Raw genomic sequence first — 19,257 nt, forward strand, 5'->3', positions numbered from 1 at the left:
CCACTAAAAAGTGGCACCATGTCCACTCAAAGGAGGTACCATGAGTCAACGATATAAACCCAATGTGACCGTCGCTTGTATTATCCATGCGACTTCACAGGACAAATATCTGATGGTAGAAGAGTGGATTGAAGGCGAGCAACGCTTTAATCAACCCGCAGGTCACTTAGAAGCGAATGAAAGCTTGATCCAAGCCTGTGAGCGCGAAGTGTTTGAAGAAACGGGGTTATCACTCAAAGCCCAAGGGCTCGTCGGCATCTATCAATTTAGCGCCAGTGAAGACTTAGCCTTTGTGCGCTTTACTTTTTTCGTGCAGTTAGATGATATGCCCTCACCTGCGCCGCAGGATAAAGCGATCCACAGTGCGCACTGGCTGAGTTTTGCACAGATAGAAGCCAAGCTATCTTTACTGCGCAGTCCCTTAGTGCTCGATTGCCTCAAAGACTATCGACGCCACCTGCAGCAGAGCTCGGTTTATCCCCTAGACTTACTCAATAGCGTTCGTCTCACGATAGCCCCAAAGAGCAAGGCGTGATAGAATACGCCGCCGCGTAAATCCGCAATGAGTTAGCTTAGGATGTTCAGGAAATTAGGCTACCATTCGAGCCATTTACACGCTCTCCTTGCGGGGAAAATCGTTTACGCAATATACAAATTTTAAGCTAGGTCATATTACTACTTGGGTGATGCGCAATTCCCTACCTCAAGTGCCTAGCCAACACACATACTCAATGGTTTTTAGGATTTATGACATCAATCGAACCCACTCATACAGGAAAAAAAGTCATTGTCGGCATGTCCGGCGGTGTAGATTCATCTGTTTCAGCCTATTTGCTTATGCAGCAAGGCTATCAGGTTGAAGGCCTTTTCATGAAGAACTGGGAAGAAGATGACAACAACGAGTACTGCGCCGCCGCTGAAGATTTAAAAGATGCCCAAGCCGTGTGCGACAAGCTCGGGATCAAGCTACACACAGTCAACTTTGCTGCTGAATATTGGGACAATGTATTTGAGTATTTCCTCGCCGAATACAAAGCGGGCCGCACGCCAAATCCCGATATTATGTGCAACAAAGAAATCAAGTTTAAGGCATTTTTAGAATTTGCCGATGAAATCCTCGACGCCGATTACATCGCCATGGGCCACTATGTTCGCCGTCGCGACAATAGCGACGGCAGTACGCAAATGCTCCGCGGCGTTGATGGCAATAAAGATCAAAGTTATTTCCTCTACACCTTAAGCCACGAGCAAGTGGCACGTAGCCTGTTCCCTGTCGGTGAGCTTGAAAAACATCAAGTGCGTGAAATAGCGAAAGAAATGGGCTTAATCACCCATGATAAAAAAGACAGTACTGGCATCTGCTTTATCGGTGAGCGCAAGTTCACTGAATTTCTAGGGACTTATTTACCGGCGCAGCCTGGCAATATCGAAACCCCTGAAGGCGAAGTCATAGGCACACACCAAGGACTCATGTACCACACCTTAGGCCAACGTAAAGGGCTAGGCATTGGCGGCATGAAAAATAGCAATGACGATCCTTGGTATGTGGTCGATAAAGATCTTGAGCGTAACGTATTGATCGTGGGGCAAGGCGGACACCATCCCCGTTTGATGTCGACCGGCATGACAGTTAACCAACTGCATTGGGTGGATAGAACTGGGCCTGTCGATGGTTGTCATATCACCGTCAAAACCCGTTATCGCCAACAAGATGTGCCTTGCACATTAACCTACACAGATGAACACACCTTGCGTGTGGTCTTCGATGAACCTGTAGCGGCGGTGACGCCTGGACAATCTGCGGTATTTTATGATGGTGAAGTCTGCCTAGGTGGCGGCATTATCGATCAATTAATCCGAGGGTAAAGCGTGAACGAGCAACTCATTAATCGGACTATGGCGTTTGCAGGCATACTGCAAGCCATTGCCCAAGTTCAACATTTAGCGCGCCATGGCGAATTGGATAATGCCGAACTCGCGGCAAGCTTAAACACCATTCTCGTCACCAATCCTGACAATACGGCCGATGTTTACCCGGACAAAATCGTATTGCAAAAAGGCTATAAGCTGATCCTGAATCAGCTCGGTGACAGCAGCCAAAAAGATGTTGAAATTACCCGTTATTTAGTAGGCGTGCTTGCGCTTGAGCGTAAACTCGTGCGCTCTAACAGTGGCTTAGGCATGTTGGCTGAACGTATTAATCAAGTGAATCGCCAGCTACATCATTTTGCCATCACAGATGAGCAAGTCGTTGCCAATCTTGCCAGCATTTACAGTGACATCATCAGTAATTTAGGGCCCAAAATCCAAATATCGGGTAATCCCGTGTGTTTGCAGCGCCCTATCGTACAACATAAAATTCGTGCTCTGTTGCTTGCCGCTATACGCAGCGCAGTACTGTGGCGTCAGTTGGGCGGTAAACGTCGACACTTAGTCTTCGCCCGCAAAGCCATAGTCGATACAGCCAAGAAAAGTCTTACCCTATAATAAAATTAGCGTTCATCAAGGAGCTACACATGGATCTTTCCGCACTAACTGCTATCTCTCCGGTAGACGGCCGTTATGGTAGTAAAACCGCGTCATTGAGAGGGATTTTCAGCGAGTTCGGTCTTACCAAGTACCGTGTTCAGGTTGAAATCAATTGGTTAAAACTGTTAGCCGATTGCCCAGAAATCATCGAAGTACCACCGCTAAGCGAGTCAGCTATCGCCGTGCTCGATGGCATTAAAGATAATTTCAACGAACAAGATGCGCTGCGTGTTAAGGCTATCGAAAGCACCACTAACCACGATGTGAAAGCGGTTGAATACTTCATCAAAGAAAAAATCGCGGGCAATGCCGAATTAGCTGCTGTGGGTGAGTTTGTTCACTTTGCTTGTACTTCCGAAGATATCAACAACTTAAGCCACGGTTTAATGTTGACTGAAGCCCGTGAGCAAGTCTTACTGCCCTACTGCAACGAGTTGCTGACGGCAATTAAAAAGCTGGCGATTGAATATCGCTCTGTGCCATTAATGTCACGTACCCATGGCCAACCCGCGTCACCTTCGACGCTCGGTAAAGAAATGGCGAACGTCGCAGTGCGCCTTGAACGTCAAATCAAACAAATCGCCAATGTTGAAATCATGGGCAAACTGAACGGTGCCGTAGGTAACTACAATGCTCACCTGTCAGCCTATCCAGAAGTGAACTGGCATGAACTGTCTGAGCGTTTTGTAACAAGCCTTGGCCTTAACTGGAATGCCTACACGACGCAAATCGAGCCACACGATTACATTGCCGAATTGTTTGATGCGGTTGCCCGTTTCAACACTGTGCTGATTGACTTTGACCGTGATATTTGGGGTTACATCGCCCTAGGTCACTTCAAACAACGCACTATCGCCGGTGAAATCGGTTCATCGACTATGCCGCACAAAGTTAACCCCATCGATTTTGAAAATTCTGAAGGTAACTTAGGTATCGCTAACGCACTGATGCAACACTTAGCCTCTAAGCTACCAGTTTCAAGATGGCAACGTGACTTAACTGACTCGACTGTACTGCGTAACCTAGGTGTGGGTATTGCCCATGCATTGATCGCGTATCAAGCGACCTTAAAGGGCATCAGCAAGTTAGAAGTTAACGAAGCGCATCTGCGTGATGAGTTAGATCACAACTGGGAAGTGTTAGCAGAACCCGTACAAACGGTAATGCGTCGTTATGGTATTGAAAAGCCATACGAAAAATTAAAAGAACTGACGCGCGGTAAACGTATCGACGCGCAGCAACTGTCAGTATTTATTGACGGACTTGAATTACCAGACTCAGTGAAAGCTGAACTGAAGAAAATGACGCCAGCCAATTACATTGGTCGCGCCGAAACGTTTGTCGACGAACTGAAGTAAGTTATTAATTAAAATTGGCGATTAACTAATAGTAAGCTATTGACTGAAATTAGTTATTAACTGAAGTTGGCGACGAACAAGACTCTTTCTTAAACAGAAATAAGGATTAAGGCGACCCACATCACCGCGATGTGGTCGCCTTTTTTAACACTATGTATACACTCAATCTCGATATAGCCCAGTTTCTTAATGAATACTGGCAAAAGAAACCCCTGTTGATCAAAAAAGCATTTCCGCAGTTTGAAGATCCAATCAGCGCCGACGAACTAGCAGGCCTTGCCTGTGAAGAAGAAATCTCTTCACGCATCGTTGTCACCAAAGACAATGATTGGGAAGTAGTGCAAGGTCCGTTTGAAGATTACGACTGCTATGGCGAAACCCATTGGCAGTTATTAGTGCAAGCAGTCAACCATTGGTATCCCGATTCGCAGCCATTAGTTGAAGCGCTGCGCTTTTTACCTGACTGGCGCTTCGATGACTTGATGGCCTCATTTGCAACCCCAAGTGGCGGTGTTGGGCCTCACGTCGATAACTACGATGTGTTTATCATTCAAGGCGAAGGTGAGCGTCGCTGGACTGTGGGTGACAATACTCCGCAACAACGCCGCGGTGGCAATCCAAACTCACCGCTGGTTGAAGACTTTACGCCCATTATCGATGTAGTGTTAGAAAAAGGCGACATGCTTTATATTCCACCTGGTTTCCCACACTGCGGCGAAACCCTAACTGTGGCAATGAGTTACTCGATTGGTTTCCGCGCTCCTAGCCAGCAAGAATTGGTCAGTGAAGTCGCCGATTATTTGCTCGATAATAACTTAGGTCAGCAGCGTTTCACGTCGCAAACGGAACCGAGTTCAGCGGGTATCGTCAGCCAAGATCATCAAGTGGGCATAATGTCACTCTTGAGTCAGCTGAGCCAAGATCCCAATAGCTACCAAATCGTGTTAGGTAAGTTGCTTAGTCAAAACCGTTTCGAGCTTGATTTGTGTGAAGGCGAAGAAGCTTACAACATAGAAGATTTGCAAGATGCCTTCGCCCAAGGTGCTGGCGTCAGCCGTATCGGCGGTTTGAAAGTATTGCGCCTTGAAAATGACGCCACGCCGCGATTATTCATCAATGGTGATGTACACGAACTGCCCCAAACACCAGCGGATGTTATCGCACAGTTGAGCGATAACGTCAGCTTAAACGCCGATGAAGCGACTAAAATATGTCAGCATGAAGAAGTCCAAGCCTTACTGTTGAAACTCATCAATCAAGGTTTCTATTACTTGAGCGGCAGCGAAGAATAGGCCCTATCGACTTTGTTCGATAACCTTGTTCTTAATATAAAGCCTAAATAAAACATCAACATAAAAAAGGCACTCAATTGAGTGCCTTTTTATTATTTATGCCATTATTTTGAGCAATCAACATAATTGACTGTATTAACTCAATACTATCTAAATACAATCCTCAGCTCATTTGAGTTTAAGCATTCCACAGTTTATCGTCGTTGTGCATACGATATAAACTCTCGGCACGCGATACTAATAGTTGAGCAAATTTAGCCTGAGTGGCATCACGGGTGGCCCCCGAACGCACTAAGTTTTCCGCCTGCATTTGCCACATCATAGAGAAATGACGCACGGCATCACGGGCCGTCGCCGCCACTTTGACATCGACAAAATCCGACGGTAAATCACCTGACATCACCCAATAGGTTTTGTTGCTTGGACGCTTTGATTCCATCTTCCAAATCGCCATATAAGGCGCAAGATAACGGCTTTCATCGGCGAGGACTTTGCTTGGGATCACGCCTTTTTCTGCGAGAAAACGATTGGCTTTTTGAAATTGAGTTCTGACCCACTCTTGACGTAGCTTTTCTATTTCTTCAGCTGATAAATTTTGTTGAGTCTGGTCGACAGCTTGTTCAGTCATACTTCCGTCCTATCTTATTGTTATAACGCGAGCCTGATTCTTGGGATCAGTGCGCGATTCATTCTATTCGTTACGTTAAATTCAGTACAATCCATTTTTAATCGCAAAGCTTACGTTTACGTAAAGTGGAAAGCTAAATTGCCACAAATATTGTATTTATTCGGCCATTATCCATGGTTGAGAGTATCGCTAAATGCTATGGTTCTGCAATAAATATAACAAGCAGTCGATAGAGGCTCACCTCATCGGCTTTTTCATTGTGTATAGCGGAGAAATTCACGTGGCTGTATTTAATCATGTATCCTTTGACGAACATGAACAGGTTGTATTCTGTCATGATAAAGAAAGTGGCTTAAAGGCCATTGTCGCCATCCATAACACCAATCTAGGCCCTGCCGTAGGTGGATGTCGGATGTGGAACTACCAATCGGATGATGAAGCCCTGACGGACGTATTACGCCTTTCTCGTGGCATGACTTACAAAAACGCCCTCGCTGGTTTAACCATGGGCGGTGGGAAATCAGTGATCATTGCCGATCCTAAAAGACAGGATCGCGAAGCGCTATTCCGCGCTTTTGGCCGTTTTATCAATAGTCTAGGTGGCCGCTACTATTCAGCAGAAGATGTTGGTACTACTACGGCTGATATTATGATCGCCCATGAAGAAACCCCTTATATGGCGGGCCTTGAAGGCAAAAGTGGCGATCCATCACCGTTCACAGCACTTGGCACTTATTTAGGCATTAAAGCCGCAGTAAAACATAAATTAGGTTTAGACAGCCTTAAAGGCCTTAAAATCGCCGTTCAAGGCGTAGGTCACGTAGGCTACTATCTATGTAAACATTTACATGGCGAAGGCGCAGAGCTGATTGTTACTGACATTCATCAAGCCTCGTTAGACAGAGTTGCCACCGATTTTGGCGCAATAGTTGTGGCGCCTCAAGAAATCTACTCACAAGATGTGGATGTGTATGCCCCTTGTGCCCTTGGCGCAACCTTAAACGATGCTACCTTACCGCAACTGAAAGCCAAAATTGTTGCTGGCTGTGCCAACAACCAATTAGCCGAAGTACGCCACGGTGAACAACTCAAAGAAATGGGTATACTGTACGCGCCAGACTATGTGATCAACGCAGGCGGTATTATTAACGTGTCATTCGAAAAAGATTACGACGCAGCAAAATCGACCGCTAAAGTAGAAGAAATTTACAACACGCTGCTGAAAATATTCAGCCAAGCCGATGCGCAGAACCGTACAACTGGCGCTGTAGCTGATGAAATGGCTAAAGCCATTATCGAAGCCGCTAAGCAGTAATTGTTCTGCACGTCTAACACTGAAAAAGCGACCGTTGGTCGCTTTTTTGTTACCTAAAATTTAATCTACCCCTAAGCTCATGGTTTAGCCGCGCTTTTAATTTCGACACAGAATATTCATTAAATCACGCTGGAAAACGTCATATTTGTTTGCTTGAATTAGTCTATCAGGTCCCAGCACAGGATAGCGCTATGATCCGTTTCAAGTACGATCTCAACCAAGATGTGGTAGAACTGCAAGCCAGCAATTGGAGTGGTTTAGAGCGGGTCTTCGTTAATGGCCAGATGGTATCGCACAAGCTTAACTTTAAGCCTCAAAGCGAGCATACCATTCAGCTTAAAGACGGCGCACCTTGCAAGTTTGAACTGCTTATCGATCCCCAAACCGACGAACTCATGTGCCGAATTTATAAGCAACATAGACTCGTCGCTAGCCTAAAACAAGGCAAAGAAAATTTATTAGCCAGCCGCCGTTATTTACAGCACTCAGTGATAGCCGTCAGCCTGCTTTGCGTCTTTGCACTTTACTTGAATTAATCAAACCAGTTTCATCCCGCAAAGTGAGGCATAGTGGGTGGGATTAAACTGGGAAAATGATTTAGATAACCACATACAGATAGAAGTAAAAACAGCTAAACCACAGTTTTCCTCCATACCCATTAGATTCAAAGCTTCAAGCCAAGCGGTTGATTTTATTCAATAGTAAAATGAATAGCTGTTGTTCATCTTCACTTAAATTTGACAGGAATTTTTCATTAACCCGCTCAGCTTCGCAGATAAGATCTTGCTCTAATGCTTTGGCTTCATCGGTCAAAAAGATTTGAAAAGCACGCCGATTATCGACTTCTTGATGGCGAGTAATAAGACCTTGCACCTGCAACTGATCGAGTAAGCGCGTCATAGTGTAATTTGCCACATCGCAACGCTTAGACAATTCAGTTTGGCTTATGCCCTCTTCTTGCCATAAAGCAAACAGCACAGGCCACAGTTTTATATCGAGTTGATATCGCTTAAGATGCAGATCAAGCTCATTTTGCAGCTCGATATTTAAGTGGGATACAAGATAGCCTAAGCTTTCATGACGATTCAAACAGCACCTCCTACCACAAAGGTTTAACGCGTTTTCACTTTACTCTATGCGCCATCATAGGAACCCAGAGTTAGTTTTAATACTACCACTTAACCCATAATAAACTAGCTAAGACCACAGCAAATGATGCGATTAATCTACAAGTTCATTCCTCATCTAGATCAGATAAATTGAATTCATTCACAAAATTATAGTAACAGGCCCGGCCTAATTTGCCCCATAAACCGCGCTCAAGCGGCAAATAAACACTGTCATCGGTGAGCTTCATCTGTTTTATATCGACTTTGTGATGCTGTGTTTCAATACTGGTTCTCACATTGAGCAGCGAATGGGGTTGCGCTCGCTCGAAATCGACAATCAGTAAGGGGGCATCTTCAACCCGCACTCGCACCTTCTCCACTGGGGTAATTAAGAAATACTCATCATCGATGCAATGCAAAATACTGGCGAACAACTTAGCAAACTTTGCTGGCAGCGATGTGCCTAGATAGGTCCAATCACCCAAGGCGTTAATGTCAAACAATGGGACTTCACTGCACAATGGCGCAACCGAGGTTAGCCTACTATCGGCGGCGAATTGTTTGAGCGTGTGTTGAATACTGTCAGTCATCTTTTCCATCTAGGCCTCCATCATCCATAAAAAAACCAGCCTTGCGGCTGGCTTTAGTGTGACATTCAACACTTGGATATACCAGTGAGGATAATTACGGCCTTGCTGGTCAATTTAAGTAATAAGGACCATTACGCGTTTACTAACTCAAGTAAGGCCTCAAGTGGATGCTTTGGCTTGTAACCGGCAAAACGTTTTACCTGGCTACGGCACGAATAGCCAGACACTAACACTTGCGGCTGTGCTATCTTAGCGAGGGTTTGCTGCCAAGACATATCGAACAAGGCCTTAGAGCGCTCGAGGTTTTCCGCCTCATGGCCATAGGTTCCCGCCATACCACAACAACCTAAATTGACTGTATTTAATTTCGCACCGAAATGGGCAAAGATTTTAGTCCACTCATTAGCGGTATTTGGCTTGGCCGTCGATTCGGTACAATGACTAAACCAAGTATATTGCTTATCTTGCATAGCTTTTGCAGGTAAATCTTTGATGACATTCAGTAGCCATTCGTTGGCTAACTTGACCTCAAAATTACCGCGATTAGCCCCTAAGACTTCACGGTATTCATCGCGATAACATAAGACTAAAGCAGGATCGATGCCTACCATGGGCATGCCAAGCTTATGGACTTGGTTCAGAAAGTCCGCACTCGACTGCGCCGTTTTAGCAAATTTATCTAAGAAGCCTTTAATATGCGTTGGCTTACCATTGGGTTTAAAAGGTAATAACACAGGTTTTAAACCCAGTTTTTCAATTAACTGAATAAAGCGATAAACAAGACCGGAATCATAGAAACTGTTGAAGGGATCTTGCACCACTAACACAAACTGCGAACGCTTCTCTTCTGGAATCGCTTGCAACGCAGCTAAGTCGTAACCGCGGCTTAGATGCCCATCGAGCCTTTGCTTCAAGGTCGGCACAGATAACGCAGGCGCATCCACATAACCAATCGCCTTTTTAATCACCCATTGGCTCAATGGATTTTGCGCTGCAAAGTTAGTCAGACGCGGTGCAGAAGCCATTAATGGCAAGCTATCTTCAATCCCTGCGACAAGATAGTCTTTTACAGGCCTTAAATAGCGTTGATAGTAAATATTGAAGAACTGCGCCCTAAACTTGGGCACATCCACTTTGACCGGACATTGCCCTGAGCAGGCTTTACAGGCCAAACAGCCCTTGAGCGATTCCATCACCTCATGGGAATAATCATAATCACGTTTGGCATTAATGGTATTTTGTATGCGCTGCAATATACCAAAGGGTTTCGCTTTAGCGAGTGCATTCACATCCACTCCTTCAGCCTCTAATAATCTTAACCATTCACGCATAAGACCAGCGCGCCCCTTGGGCGACTGCACTCTGTCACCTGTGACCTTAAATGAGGGGCACATGGGTGAATAGCTACTGTAATTAAAACACAGGCCATTACCGTTACAGTTCATTACATCAGGAAATGCATCACGTACATCAACAGGGATTTGTCTATCAAACTTACCACGCTTAACACTGTCGACATCATAATAGAGGGCACCAGTATCTTTAGGTGCCACCAGCTTACCGGGGTTTAATCGGTTGTCAGGGTCGAACAAACCTTTGATATCTTGCAGCACACCAAAAAGTTCATCGCCAAAGACTGCTGGACCGTATTCACCGCGCACGCCTTTACCGTGTTCACCCCACATTAGGCCGCCGTATTTAAGCGTCAGTGCCGCGACTTGATCAGAAATGACTCGCAGTAACTTTTCATCTTCAACATCACACATATCAAGTGCAGGTCGCACATGGAGCACACCCGCGTCCACATGGCCAAACATACCGTATTGCAAATTATGCCCGTCGAGTAACGCGCGAAACTCCATAATATAATCGGCAAGTTTTTCGGGCGGTACCGCGGTATCTTCTGCAAAGGCGATGGGCTTACGGCGTCCTTTAGTGGCGCCGAGTAAGCCAACGGCTTTTTTACGCATGCCGTAAATTTTTTCAATACTCGGCTTATCTTGCGTCACTTGGTAACCCAATACACCGCATTCACCTTTGCTGATCTGCTCAGAGAGTACCGCTTCAAGACTGGCGAGCTTTTGCTCAACTTCGACCGTGTCACCTGCAAACTCGACCATATTGAGACCATCAATCACTTTACCTGGCACTTCTTGGATAAGATCAGCCACCGAATGCCAGACAATATCTTCACGGGCTAAGTTAAGCACTTTTGAATCGACAGTTTCAACCACAGTCGCGCGCGCAGCGACTAAGGACGGCGCATGACGCAGCGCCGATTGGAAAGAATCGTACTTAATATTTACCATAGCGCGCTCGGTCGGCAATGGCGTGATATTGAGTTTGGCTTCGGTTATCACCGCAAGTGTGCCCTCTGAGCCCGTCAGAATTCGTGATAAATCGAATTGCGTTAGGCCTTCGTTCCACACATGTTTTAAGTCATAACCCGTGAGAAAACGGTTGAGCTTAGGAAATTGGCTTTCGATAAGTGTTCGCTTTTCTCGACAAACCTTTGCAATGGCCGAAATCAGCTTTTGCCCCAGCGGATTATCACTGACGTTATCGGGGTTACACAAAAGCCCTGCATCCAATGGCTGGGTATCCAACACACTGCCATCAATCAACACACTTCGTAATGCCAGTACGTGATCTGATGTCTTACCATAGACGAGTGAGCCCGCACCCGAGGCATCAGTGTTGATCATACCGCCAATCGTGGCACGATTTGAGGTGGATAAATCGGGACTAAAAAAATAACCGTGTGGGCGCAATGCATCATTAAGTGCATCTTTAATCACGCCAGCCTCAACTCGAACCCAACCTTGCTCAGCATTCACTTCGAGCACACGATTCATATAACGCGACACATCCAAAATCAGACCATGGGTCAATGACTGACCATTCGTACCTGTACCACCACCTCGAGCGCTAAAACTGACTCCTCGGAATGCTTCTTTAGCCGCCAGCGTTAACGCAATTTGGATATCCTGCTGATTTTTAGGATAAAGAACTGCCTGGGGTAAAAATTGATAGACGGAGTTATCCGTAGCTTGCACTAAGCGCGCACTGTAGCGCTTATCGATATCACCGGCATAGGCACTTTGTTCTAAAGCATCAAGATATGCCAGATAGACAGGTTCTAAGGTTTGTTGATGTGATAGCAGGGGTAGCATGAGCGGCTCAGTCAATTATTGTTATGGCGTCATTATAAACAAAAAAAAGCCGCTAAAAAGCGGCTTTTTTTATATGTTTACAAAATTATAACGAAGATCACCCGTGAGCTTCAGCTAAATATAGCCATGTATCAATTACGGTGTCAGGATTAAGTGACACAGTATCAATGCCCTGCTCCACTAACCAACCAGCAAAATCAGCATGATCTGATGGGCCTTGACCGCATATACCAATATAAGCACCTTTCGCTTTAGCTGCTTTAATCGCCATCGATAATAATATCTTAACAGCTTGATCACGCTCATCGAACAGGTGGCTAATAATGCCTGAGTCACGATCTAAACCGAGCGTTAGCTGAGTTAAATCGTTTGAGCCGATAGAGAAGCCATCGAAGTGTTCAAGGAATTGATCTGCTAACAAGGCGTTTGAAGGTACTTCACACATCATAATGACGCGTAAACCGTCTTTACCACGCTCTAAACCTTGCTCAGCCAATAGACCTACAACTTGCTCAGCTTCTTTCACAGTGCGAACGAATGGGATCATAACTTCAACGTTTTTCAGTCCCATGTCATTACGGACACGTTTGATAGCTTCACATTCTAGGGCAAAACAGTCACGGAAGGATTCAGAGATATAACGGCTCGCACCGCGGAAGCCCAGCATTGGGTTCTCTTCTTCTGGCTCGTATCTATCACCACCAACCAAGTTTGCATATTCGTTAGACTTAAAGTCTGACATACGCACGATCACCTTCTTCGGATAGAAAGCTGAACCGATAGAGGCGATACCTTCAACCAAACGAGCAATGTAGAATTCAACAGGTGATTCATAACCTGCGATCATCTCGTTGATTTCTTCCTGAAGCGCTGCATCTTGTTGGTTAAATTCAAGCAGTGCTTTGGGGTGAATACCAATCATACGGTTGATAATGAACTCTAAACGCGCTAGACCCACACCTTCGTTTGGCAAACGGGCAAAATCAAATGCACGATCAGGATTACCCACGTTCATCATAATCTTCATTGGTAAGGCTGGCAGTGAGTCAACGCGGTTTGAAATCACTTCAAACTCTTGTTTACCTTCGTAAATAAAGCCAGTATCACCTTCTGCGCAAGACACTGTCACTAACTGGCCATTTTTGATACGGTCAGTCACGTCACCACAACCTACTACCGCTGGTACACCTAGTTCACGGGCAATAATCGCCGCATGACAGGTACGACCGCCACGGTTAGTGACGATGGCGCTGGCGCGCTTCATGATAGGTTCCCAATCAGGGTCGGTCATATCAGTTACTAACACATCGCCGGGTTGGATTTGATCCATATCCGCGATAGAGGTTAATACCTTAGCCACACCTGAACCCACTTTATGACCAATAGCACGACCTTCAGAGATCACCGCGCCACGGCTTTTTAAGTGATAACGCTCAATCAGTTGCACATCTTCACGGCTACGAACCGTTTCAGGACGCGCTTGCACGATATACAGTTTGCCATCGTTACCGTCTTTCGCCCACTCGATGTCCATTGGACGACCGTAGTGTTTTTCGATAACCATGGCTTGTTTAGCCAGTTCCATCACTTCAGCATCATTGATGGAGAATTGACGACGTTTATCGGCAGCAACGTCCTCAATTTTGACTTGTTTGCCGTGAGCAGCATCATCGGAATACACCATCTGGATGAGCTTGCTACCGATATTACGGCGAACAACGGCTTTATGGCCTTGGGATAAAATCGGTTTGTGAACATAGAATTCGTCAGGGTTTACCGCGCCTTGAACGACCATTTCACCCAGACCGAAAGAGGAAGTGATAAAGACGACATCGTTGTTGCCAGATTCAGTGTCCATAGTGAACATCACGCCTGACGCCGCTTTGTCTGAACGAACCATGCGTTGTACGCCGGCAGACAGGGCAACACCGTGGTGTTCGTAACCTTGGTGAACACGGTAAGAAATCGCACGGTCGTTAAAGAGTGACGCGAACACGTGCTTGATAGCCACGAGAACGGAGTCAAATCCTTTCACGTTTAAGAAGGTTTCTTGCTGACCAGCAAAAGAGGCATCTGGCATGTCTTCTGCGGTGGCAGAAGAACGTACTGCAAATGACGCATCGCTAGTTTCAGCGGCAAGTTTATCGTAAGCTTCACGAATGGCTTGCTCTAAAGCTGGTTGGAATGGGGTGTCAATCACCCATTGTCTGATCTGTGCACCTACTTTTGCCAGTGCATTGACATCATCTACATCCAATGTGGCTAGGATGTCATAAATCTTCTGGTTTACTCCACTTTGTTCAAGGAACTCATTGAACGCATAAGAAGTAGTCGCAAATCCGCCAGGTACTTGAACACCGGCATTAGCTAGATTGCTGATCATCTCGCCAAGAGAAGCATTTTTACCGCCAACTAAGTTGACGTCACCCATGCCTAATTCCTGATACCAGAGTACGTATTGCTGCACAGTTCTATCTCCGCAAGTTTATTTCAGTGGCCCCTTCACACGAGGGCAACGGCATTTTACACTCCTGCCGAAGAAGCGTAAATCTATAATTTTATTTGTAATTTTATTACTACAAGAGGTCAGTATGGCACCAAAAGTATTCTACATCTCCGACGGGACAGCGATCACAGCTGAAGTTTTTGGACATGCAGTTCTCTCGCAATTTCCATTAGAATTTGAGTCACTTACAATTCCATTCGTAGAAACTTTGGCAAAGGCAGAACAAGTTAAGCGACAAATAAATGATTGTTTTATTACAACAGGTGAACGGCCATTAGTCTTCCATTCCATCGTAAAAGCTGAAATTCGCGACATTATTTATTCGAGCGAAGGCGTTGATTATGATTTTTTAAATACCTTTGTGGCCCCACTCGAACAACATTTAGGTGTTTCAGCTTCACCTGTTGTACACAGAACCCATGGCAAAGCAAATCACGGCTATGAAGCACGTATCGATGCGATCAATTTCGCCATGGATAATGACGATGGCCAAACCATGAAACATATGGATCAAGCGGATTTAATTTTGCTGGGGGTTTCTCGCTGCGGTAAAACCCCGTCTAGCTTATATTTATCGATGCAATTTGGTATTAAAGCGGCAAACTACCCTTTCACTGAAGATGATATGGATAATCTTAAATTACCTGAAGCCCTTAAACGTAATAAGAAAAAACTCTTTGGTTTAACCATTGATCCTGTACGTTTGCATGAAATTCGCCAGAGTCGAATGGAAAATAGCCGTTATTCATCACTCAAGCAGTGCCGCTTAGAAGTTAAAGAAGTGGAAATGATGTTTAAACGCGAACGTATTCCTTATATAGACACGACTAATCATTCTGTGGAAGAAATAGCCACAAAAATATTAGATGTCACAGGCCTTGAACGGCATATGTTCTAGGGCTGTAAAGCCAAATACAGTGAGATAAACCGAGTGAATTTAGTTTAAATGAATCTAGCTTAAATCAAATTCATTGCACAGTTGCCGAGAATTAACGCAATTGCCACTGTGCAACTCGGTTCGATTCGTTATAATCCGAGGCAATCTGGCGAAAAGCGCCGCCTGCAAGCTCGGTATTTTGAATGACCATTAAAACTGACGAATTACGTACAACCTTATTAGCTAAAGTCATCTCACCTGCACAACTGGCATCTGAGTATCCCTTAACTCAAGATGCAGCCGATTACCTTATCCAACAACGTCGTGAAGTTGAAGCGATTATCACAGGCGAGGATCAACGTCTGCTCGTGATCATTGGCCCATGTTCAATCCATGATACAAAAGCAGCGCTTGAATACGCCCACCGTTTAGCCGCTTTGCATCAAGAGTTGAAAGACGATTTGTGTATTCTAATGCGCGTGTATTTTGAAAAACCCCGCACAATTGTTGGCTGGAAAGGACTCATTTCAGATCCTGATCTCGATGGCACTTTTGAGCCCAACAAAGGGTTGCGTATTGCACGCCAATTATTACAACAAATCACAGAACTGAAATTACCGATAGCTACCGAGTTTTTAGATATGGTGAACGGCCAATATATAGCCGATTTAATCACTTGGGGTGCCATTGGTGCCCGCACCACGGAAAGCCAAGTCCACCGTGAAATGGCTTCTGCCCTATCTTGCCCAGTAGGATTTAAAAATGGTACCGACGGCAATATCAATATTGCCGTTGATGCTGTGCGCGCTGCTAAAGTGCCCCATATCTTCTATTCACCAGACAAAGATGGCGCCATGTCTGTATACCGTACCCACGGTAATCCATTTGGACATATCATTCTTCGCGGCGGTAAAAAACCTAATTATCACGCTCAAGATATTGAAGAAGCACGTTTAAAGTTAGAGTCAGTAGATGTCACTCCGCGTATGGTCGTGGATTTTAGCCACGGAAACAGTGAAAAAAATCATCTCAAGCAGTTAATTGTAGCGGAGTCGATCATGGCACAAATGCGGGCGGGCAGTACCGCTATCGCGGGTATCATGGCCGAAAGTTTCTTACAAGAAGGCAATCAAAAAGTCGTTGACGGCCAAGCCCTATGTTACGGCAAAAGTATCACTGACGCCTGCTTACACTGGGATGACTCTGAAAAGCTATTACGGGATCTCGCCAATGCTTCTCGGGAAAGACGTGAATTGCTAATGCGAGATGGACAATAAATCACTAAACAGTTTCAACACAAAGCTTCCTTCGGGGAGCTTTTTTATTAAATAGCAGAATCTCTATTATTATAACCTTAGTGGTTTCTATGATTCAGGGATAAAACTCTCTATAATTTTGCCTCTTTAAAAACGCATAACCTCAGGTTGCCGTATGCCCAATTCTCCCGATGCTGCTAGTCCAAGTTTCCCCGATGATATCGCACACAGAATTAATCAATCCGAAGCCCGTGTCATTAAGGCCGTTTTTCCTTCCATCACCAACCATCACAATACCTTATTTGGTGGTGAAGCATTAGCATGGATGGATGAAACTGCCTTTATTGCGGCCACCCGCTTCTGCCGAAAAGCACTCGTCACAGTAAGCTCAGACAGAATTGATTTTAAAAAGCCGATCCCCGCTGGCACGCTAGCGGAACTTATCGCCCGAGTGATCCATGTGGGGAATACCTCGTTAAAAGTCGAGGTAAACATCTTCGTTGAAGATATGTACCATGATCATCGAGAGCATGCTATTCGAGGAGTATTCACCTTTGTTGCGGTAGACGAACAACGAAATCCCACACAAGTTTGGACCAAAGAATAATATTTAAGCAGTAACCTAGCGTACTTGAGCCGCGAAAATAAGCACTGTTTCACACTCAAGTACGCGACATTTTTCGCGCCAGAATCTCTAGACTCCATTATAACAACCAGAAACATATAAAAATTTTGTCGCAGTTCTTGCATAAAGCAATAGGATCCCTGATTACTTTTCTGTTACATTGGATTTAATCTTCACGCGCCACATAGATAATCAAAAAAGCCATGAAGCAAGAAAACTTAAATATTATTATCGCAGACGATCATCCATTGTTCAGAAATGCACTACGTCAAGCATTGACCAGTGCCTTTGAGCAAGCCAAATGGTATGAAGCCGACAGTGCCGAAGCCTTACAAACGGTTTTGGATACACATGATGTAAGCTACGACTTGGTTTTACTCGACTTACAAATGCCCGGCTCACACGGCTATTCGACATTGATCCATTTACGTTCTCACTATCCTGAGCTTCCCGTTGTGGTGATTTCTGCCCATGAGGATATCAATACAATTAGCCGAGCAATCCATTACGGCAGCAGTGGGTTTATTCCTAAATCTGCATCGATGGAAACGCTAAAAGAAGCGCTGAGTGCCGTATTGTTTGGGGATATTTGGTTACCTGCTGGTGCTGAAATCATTCCCATTGAAGATGATGATATCGATAAAATGGCAAGTAAACTGTCGGATCTGACTCCACAGCAATATAAAGTGCTGCAAATGTTTGCCGAAGGTTTACTCAATAAACAAATCGCCTATGACTTAGGTGTATCTGAAGCGACCATTAAAGCCCATGCCACCGCTATCTTCAGAAAATTAGGCGTTCGTAACCGCACTCAAGCGGTTATTGCTCTAGCCCAGTTAGAAATGGATAAAGTCGATTTATCTTAATGTTTAAATCCATTTAAGAATCGTATCCATAAAAATGCCGCTGATATCAGCGGCATTTTTTACATCTCCAAAAGAGAAAATATCAACGCATTGGTAGATTTTTATCAGCAAACATTTCATCGATAAGCTGCTGATCGCGCAGAGCAACCGCTTTCTCAACCACATCGCGAGTCAAATGTGGCGCAAAGTGCTGAATAAAGTCATACATATAACTACGTAAGAAGCTCCCCTTTCTAAAACCTATTTTCGTTGTACTATGAGCAAATAAATGGCCCGCATCAATGGCAACTAAGTCTTTATCAATATTAGGATCAATAGCCATAGACGCTATCACTCCAACGCCTAACCCTAATCGCACATAAGTTTTCAGCACATCGGCACTGGTGGCGCTAAAAACCACTCGCGGCTCTAAATTGGCACGATTAAATGCCTTTTCTATTTCTGAAGCACGGTCAAAACCAAATACATAGGTGACTAAAGGATACCGCGCTAGGTCTTCAATCGTCATTTTTTGCGTACGCGTAGCCAAAGGATGCTCTTTTGGCACGACTACTGAGCGATTCCAATGGTAACAAGGCAACATAATCAGATCGGAATACAAGTGCATCGCTTCTGTTGCTATCGCAAAATCCGCATCGCCTCGTGCAGCTTGCTCACTTATTTGTGATGGTGTCCCTTGATGCATATGCAAGTTCACTTTGGGGTAACGATCAATAAACTGGCGAATAATCGTTGGCAATGCATAACGGGCCTGAGTATCTGTCGTCGCAATATTTAACTCACCTTGATCCGGCTTAGTATATTCTTCAGACACTTTTTTAATGCTTTCTACTTTGCCTAAAATGTCGTTAGCGATATTAATTACCTGCTGCCCTGCGGGGGTAACATGGGTTAAATGCTTACCACTACGACCAAAAATTTGGATCCCTAACTCATCCTCCAGCATCCGAACTTGTTTACTGATCCCAGGTTGAGATGTGTACAAATTTTCAGCGGTTGCCGACACGTTGAGATTGTGTTTTACGACCTCAGCAATATACCTGAGCTGTTGCAGTTTCATTTTATATCCTTGTCTCAAATACGCTGAATATTGTTGAACACTGAGCACCTAAATCACACTCAGCTATAATGAA

General features: G+C 44.9%; 17 protein-coding genes. 11 read left to right on the plus strand and 6 right to left on the minus strand.

Annotated elements, in window-relative coordinates; all coding sequences use genetic code 11:
- The first annotated feature begins 40 nt into the window (after nt 1-40).
- From MZ182_RS11190 to MZ182_RS11210, 5 genes are all read left to right on the plus strand, one after another.
- Complete coding sequence (locus MZ182_RS11190) at nt 41-535, plus strand: NUDIX hydrolase (protein ID WP_011919432.1); 495 nt, start codon at nt 41-43, stop codon at nt 533-535.
- A 212-nt stretch (nt 536-747) separates the two neighbouring features.
- Nucleotides 748-1,866, plus strand: a complete 1,119-nt coding sequence (gene mnmA / locus MZ182_RS11195) for a tRNA 2-thiouridine(34) synthase MnmA (protein ID WP_014610717.1) — start codon at nt 748-750, stop codon at nt 1,864-1,866.
- A gap of 3 nt (nt 1,867-1,869) precedes the next feature.
- Nucleotides 1,870-2,487: a high frequency lysogenization protein HflD gene (hflD, locus tag MZ182_RS11200; RefSeq protein WP_011789109.1), complete on the plus strand. Its 618-nt coding sequence runs from the start codon at nt 1,870-1,872 to the stop codon at nt 2,485-2,487.
- Nucleotides 2,488-2,516: 29 nt separating this feature from the next.
- Complete coding sequence (gene purB, locus MZ182_RS11205; protein WP_011789108.1) at nt 2,517-3,887, plus strand: adenylosuccinate lyase; 1,371 nt, start codon at nt 2,517-2,519, stop codon at nt 3,885-3,887.
- Nucleotides 3,888-4,039: 152 nt separating this feature from the next.
- A complete protein-coding gene (locus tag MZ182_RS11210; RefSeq protein WP_248066115.1) occupies nt 4,040-5,179 on the plus strand; it encodes a cupin domain-containing protein in 1,140 nt (379 codons plus the stop codon).
- A gap of 178 nt (nt 5,180-5,357) precedes the next feature.
- On the opposite strand, the gene MZ182_RS11215 is transcribed toward MZ182_RS11210, so the two are convergent.
- Nucleotides 5,358-5,807 (minus strand): DUF4826 family protein, encoded by a 450-nt coding sequence (locus MZ182_RS11215; RefSeq protein WP_011789106.1) that lies wholly within the window; start codon nt 5,805-5,807, stop codon nt 5,358-5,360.
- 280 nt (nt 5,808-6,087) lie between these two features.
- Here MZ182_RS11215 and MZ182_RS11220 point away from each other — a divergent pair, with 280 nt between their 5' ends.
- Together MZ182_RS11220 and MZ182_RS11225 are read left to right on the plus strand one after the other, a co-directional pair.
- On the plus strand, nt 6,088-7,122 hold the full coding sequence (locus tag MZ182_RS11220; RefSeq protein ID WP_248066116.1) for a Glu/Leu/Phe/Val dehydrogenase dimerization domain-containing protein: 1,035 nt from the start codon (nt 6,088-6,090) through the stop codon (nt 7,120-7,122).
- A 191-nt stretch (nt 7,123-7,313) separates the two neighbouring features.
- Entirely contained in the window at nt 7,314-7,658 is a 345-nt protein-coding gene (locus MZ182_RS11225; RefSeq protein WP_011789104.1) for a hypothetical protein, read from the plus strand.
- Nucleotides 7,659-7,794: 136 nt separating this feature from the next.
- On the opposite strand, the gene MZ182_RS11230 is transcribed toward MZ182_RS11225, so the two are convergent.
- The 4 genes from MZ182_RS11230 to ppsA all read right to left on the minus strand — a co-directional run bounded on the left by MZ182_RS11230 (nt 7,795) and on the right by ppsA (nt 14,461).
- The gene (locus MZ182_RS11230) at nt 7,795-8,211 is read right to left on the minus strand and encodes a MarR family winged helix-turn-helix transcriptional regulator (RefSeq protein WP_014610720.1); all 417 of its coding nucleotides are present in this window, start codon (nt 8,209-8,211) and stop codon (nt 7,795-7,797) included.
- A 145-nt stretch (nt 8,212-8,356) separates the two neighbouring features.
- A complete protein-coding gene (locus MZ182_RS11235; protein ID WP_219252606.1) occupies nt 8,357-8,830 on the minus strand; it encodes a DUF1285 domain-containing protein in 474 nt (157 codons plus the stop codon).
- Nucleotides 8,831-8,952: 122 nt separating this feature from the next.
- Nucleotides 8,953-11,994, minus strand: coding sequence for an FAD-binding and (Fe-S)-binding domain-containing protein (locus tag MZ182_RS11240; RefSeq protein ID WP_248066118.1), 3,042 nt, complete (start codon nt 11,992-11,994; stop codon nt 8,953-8,955).
- A gap of 97 nt (nt 11,995-12,091) precedes the next feature.
- Nucleotides 12,092-14,461: a phosphoenolpyruvate synthase gene (gene ppsA, locus MZ182_RS11245; protein ID WP_011789099.1), complete on the minus strand. Its 2,370-nt coding sequence runs from the start codon at nt 14,459-14,461 to the stop codon at nt 12,092-12,094.
- A 124-nt stretch (nt 14,462-14,585) separates the two neighbouring features.
- Here ppsA and MZ182_RS11250 point away from each other — a divergent pair, with 124 nt between their 5' ends.
- From MZ182_RS11250 to MZ182_RS11265, 4 genes are all read left to right on the plus strand, one after another.
- Complete coding sequence (locus MZ182_RS11250) at nt 14,586-15,398, plus strand: pyruvate, water dikinase regulatory protein (protein WP_011789098.1); 813 nt, start codon at nt 14,586-14,588, stop codon at nt 15,396-15,398.
- A gap of 182 nt (nt 15,399-15,580) precedes the next feature.
- Nucleotides 15,581-16,654, plus strand: a complete 1,074-nt coding sequence (locus MZ182_RS11255) for a 3-deoxy-7-phosphoheptulonate synthase (protein WP_011789097.1) — start codon at nt 15,581-15,583, stop codon at nt 16,652-16,654.
- Nucleotides 16,655-16,808: 154 nt separating this feature from the next.
- The gene (locus tag MZ182_RS11260; protein WP_011789096.1) at nt 16,809-17,240 is read left to right on the plus strand and encodes an acyl-CoA thioesterase; all 432 of its coding nucleotides are present in this window, start codon (nt 16,809-16,811) and stop codon (nt 17,238-17,240) included.
- 221 nt (nt 17,241-17,461) lie between these two features.
- Complete coding sequence (locus tag MZ182_RS11265) at nt 17,462-18,124, plus strand: response regulator transcription factor (protein WP_011789095.1); 663 nt, start codon at nt 17,462-17,464, stop codon at nt 18,122-18,124.
- A gap of 82 nt (nt 18,125-18,206) precedes the next feature.
- On the opposite strand, the gene cysB is transcribed toward MZ182_RS11265, so the two are convergent.
- Entirely contained in the window at nt 18,207-19,184 is a 978-nt protein-coding gene (cysB, locus tag MZ182_RS11270; RefSeq protein WP_011789094.1) for an HTH-type transcriptional regulator CysB, read from the minus strand.
- Between the last annotated feature and the right edge of the window lie 73 nt (nt 19,185-19,257).

This window comes from Shewanella sp. JNE2 (assembly GCF_023159115.1).
GTDB classification, from domain to species: Bacteria; Pseudomonadota; Gammaproteobacteria; order Enterobacterales; family Shewanellaceae; genus Shewanella; species Shewanella putrefaciens.

What these genes read in the sequence shown, in the direction of transcription:
- cysB (WP_011789094.1), bottom strand. Translation starts at nt 19,184, where the DNA reads ATGAAACTGCAACAGCTCAGGTATATTGCTGAGGTCGTAAAACACAAT.
- MZ182_RS11260 (WP_011789096.1), top strand. Translation starts at nt 16,809, where the DNA reads ATGCCCAATTCTCCCGATGCTGCTAGTCCAAGTTTCCCCGATGATATC.
- MZ182_RS11255 (WP_011789097.1), top strand. Translation starts at nt 15,581, where the DNA reads ATGACCATTAAAACTGACGAATTACGTACAACCTTATTAGCTAAAGTC.
- MZ182_RS11240 (WP_248066118.1), bottom strand. Translation starts at nt 11,994, where the DNA reads ATGCTACCCCTGCTATCACATCAACAAACCTTAGAACCTGTCTATCTG.
- MZ182_RS11190 (WP_011919432.1), top strand. Translation starts at nt 41, where the DNA reads ATGAGTCAACGATATAAACCCAATGTGACCGTCGCTTGTATTATCCAT.
- MZ182_RS11225 (WP_011789104.1), top strand. Translation starts at nt 7,314, where the DNA reads ATGATCCGTTTCAAGTACGATCTCAACCAAGATGTGGTAGAACTGCAA.
- purB (WP_011789108.1), top strand. Translation starts at nt 2,517, where the DNA reads ATGGATCTTTCCGCACTAACTGCTATCTCTCCGGTAGACGGCCGTTAT.
- MZ182_RS11265 (WP_011789095.1), top strand. Translation starts at nt 17,462, where the DNA reads ATGAAGCAAGAAAACTTAAATATTATTATCGCAGACGATCATCCATTG.
- MZ182_RS11215 (WP_011789106.1), bottom strand. Translation starts at nt 5,807, where the DNA reads ATGACTGAACAAGCTGTCGACCAGACTCAACAAAATTTATCAGCTGAA.
- MZ182_RS11210 (WP_248066115.1), top strand. Translation starts at nt 4,040, where the DNA reads ATGTATACACTCAATCTCGATATAGCCCAGTTTCTTAATGAATACTGG.
- MZ182_RS11235 (WP_219252606.1), bottom strand. Translation starts at nt 8,830, where the DNA reads ATGGAAAAGATGACTGACAGTATTCAACACACGCTCAAACAATTCGCC.
- mnmA (WP_014610717.1), top strand. Translation starts at nt 748, where the DNA reads ATGACATCAATCGAACCCACTCATACAGGAAAAAAAGTCATTGTCGGC.
- MZ182_RS11250 (WP_011789098.1), top strand. Translation starts at nt 14,586, where the DNA reads ATGGCACCAAAAGTATTCTACATCTCCGACGGGACAGCGATCACAGCT.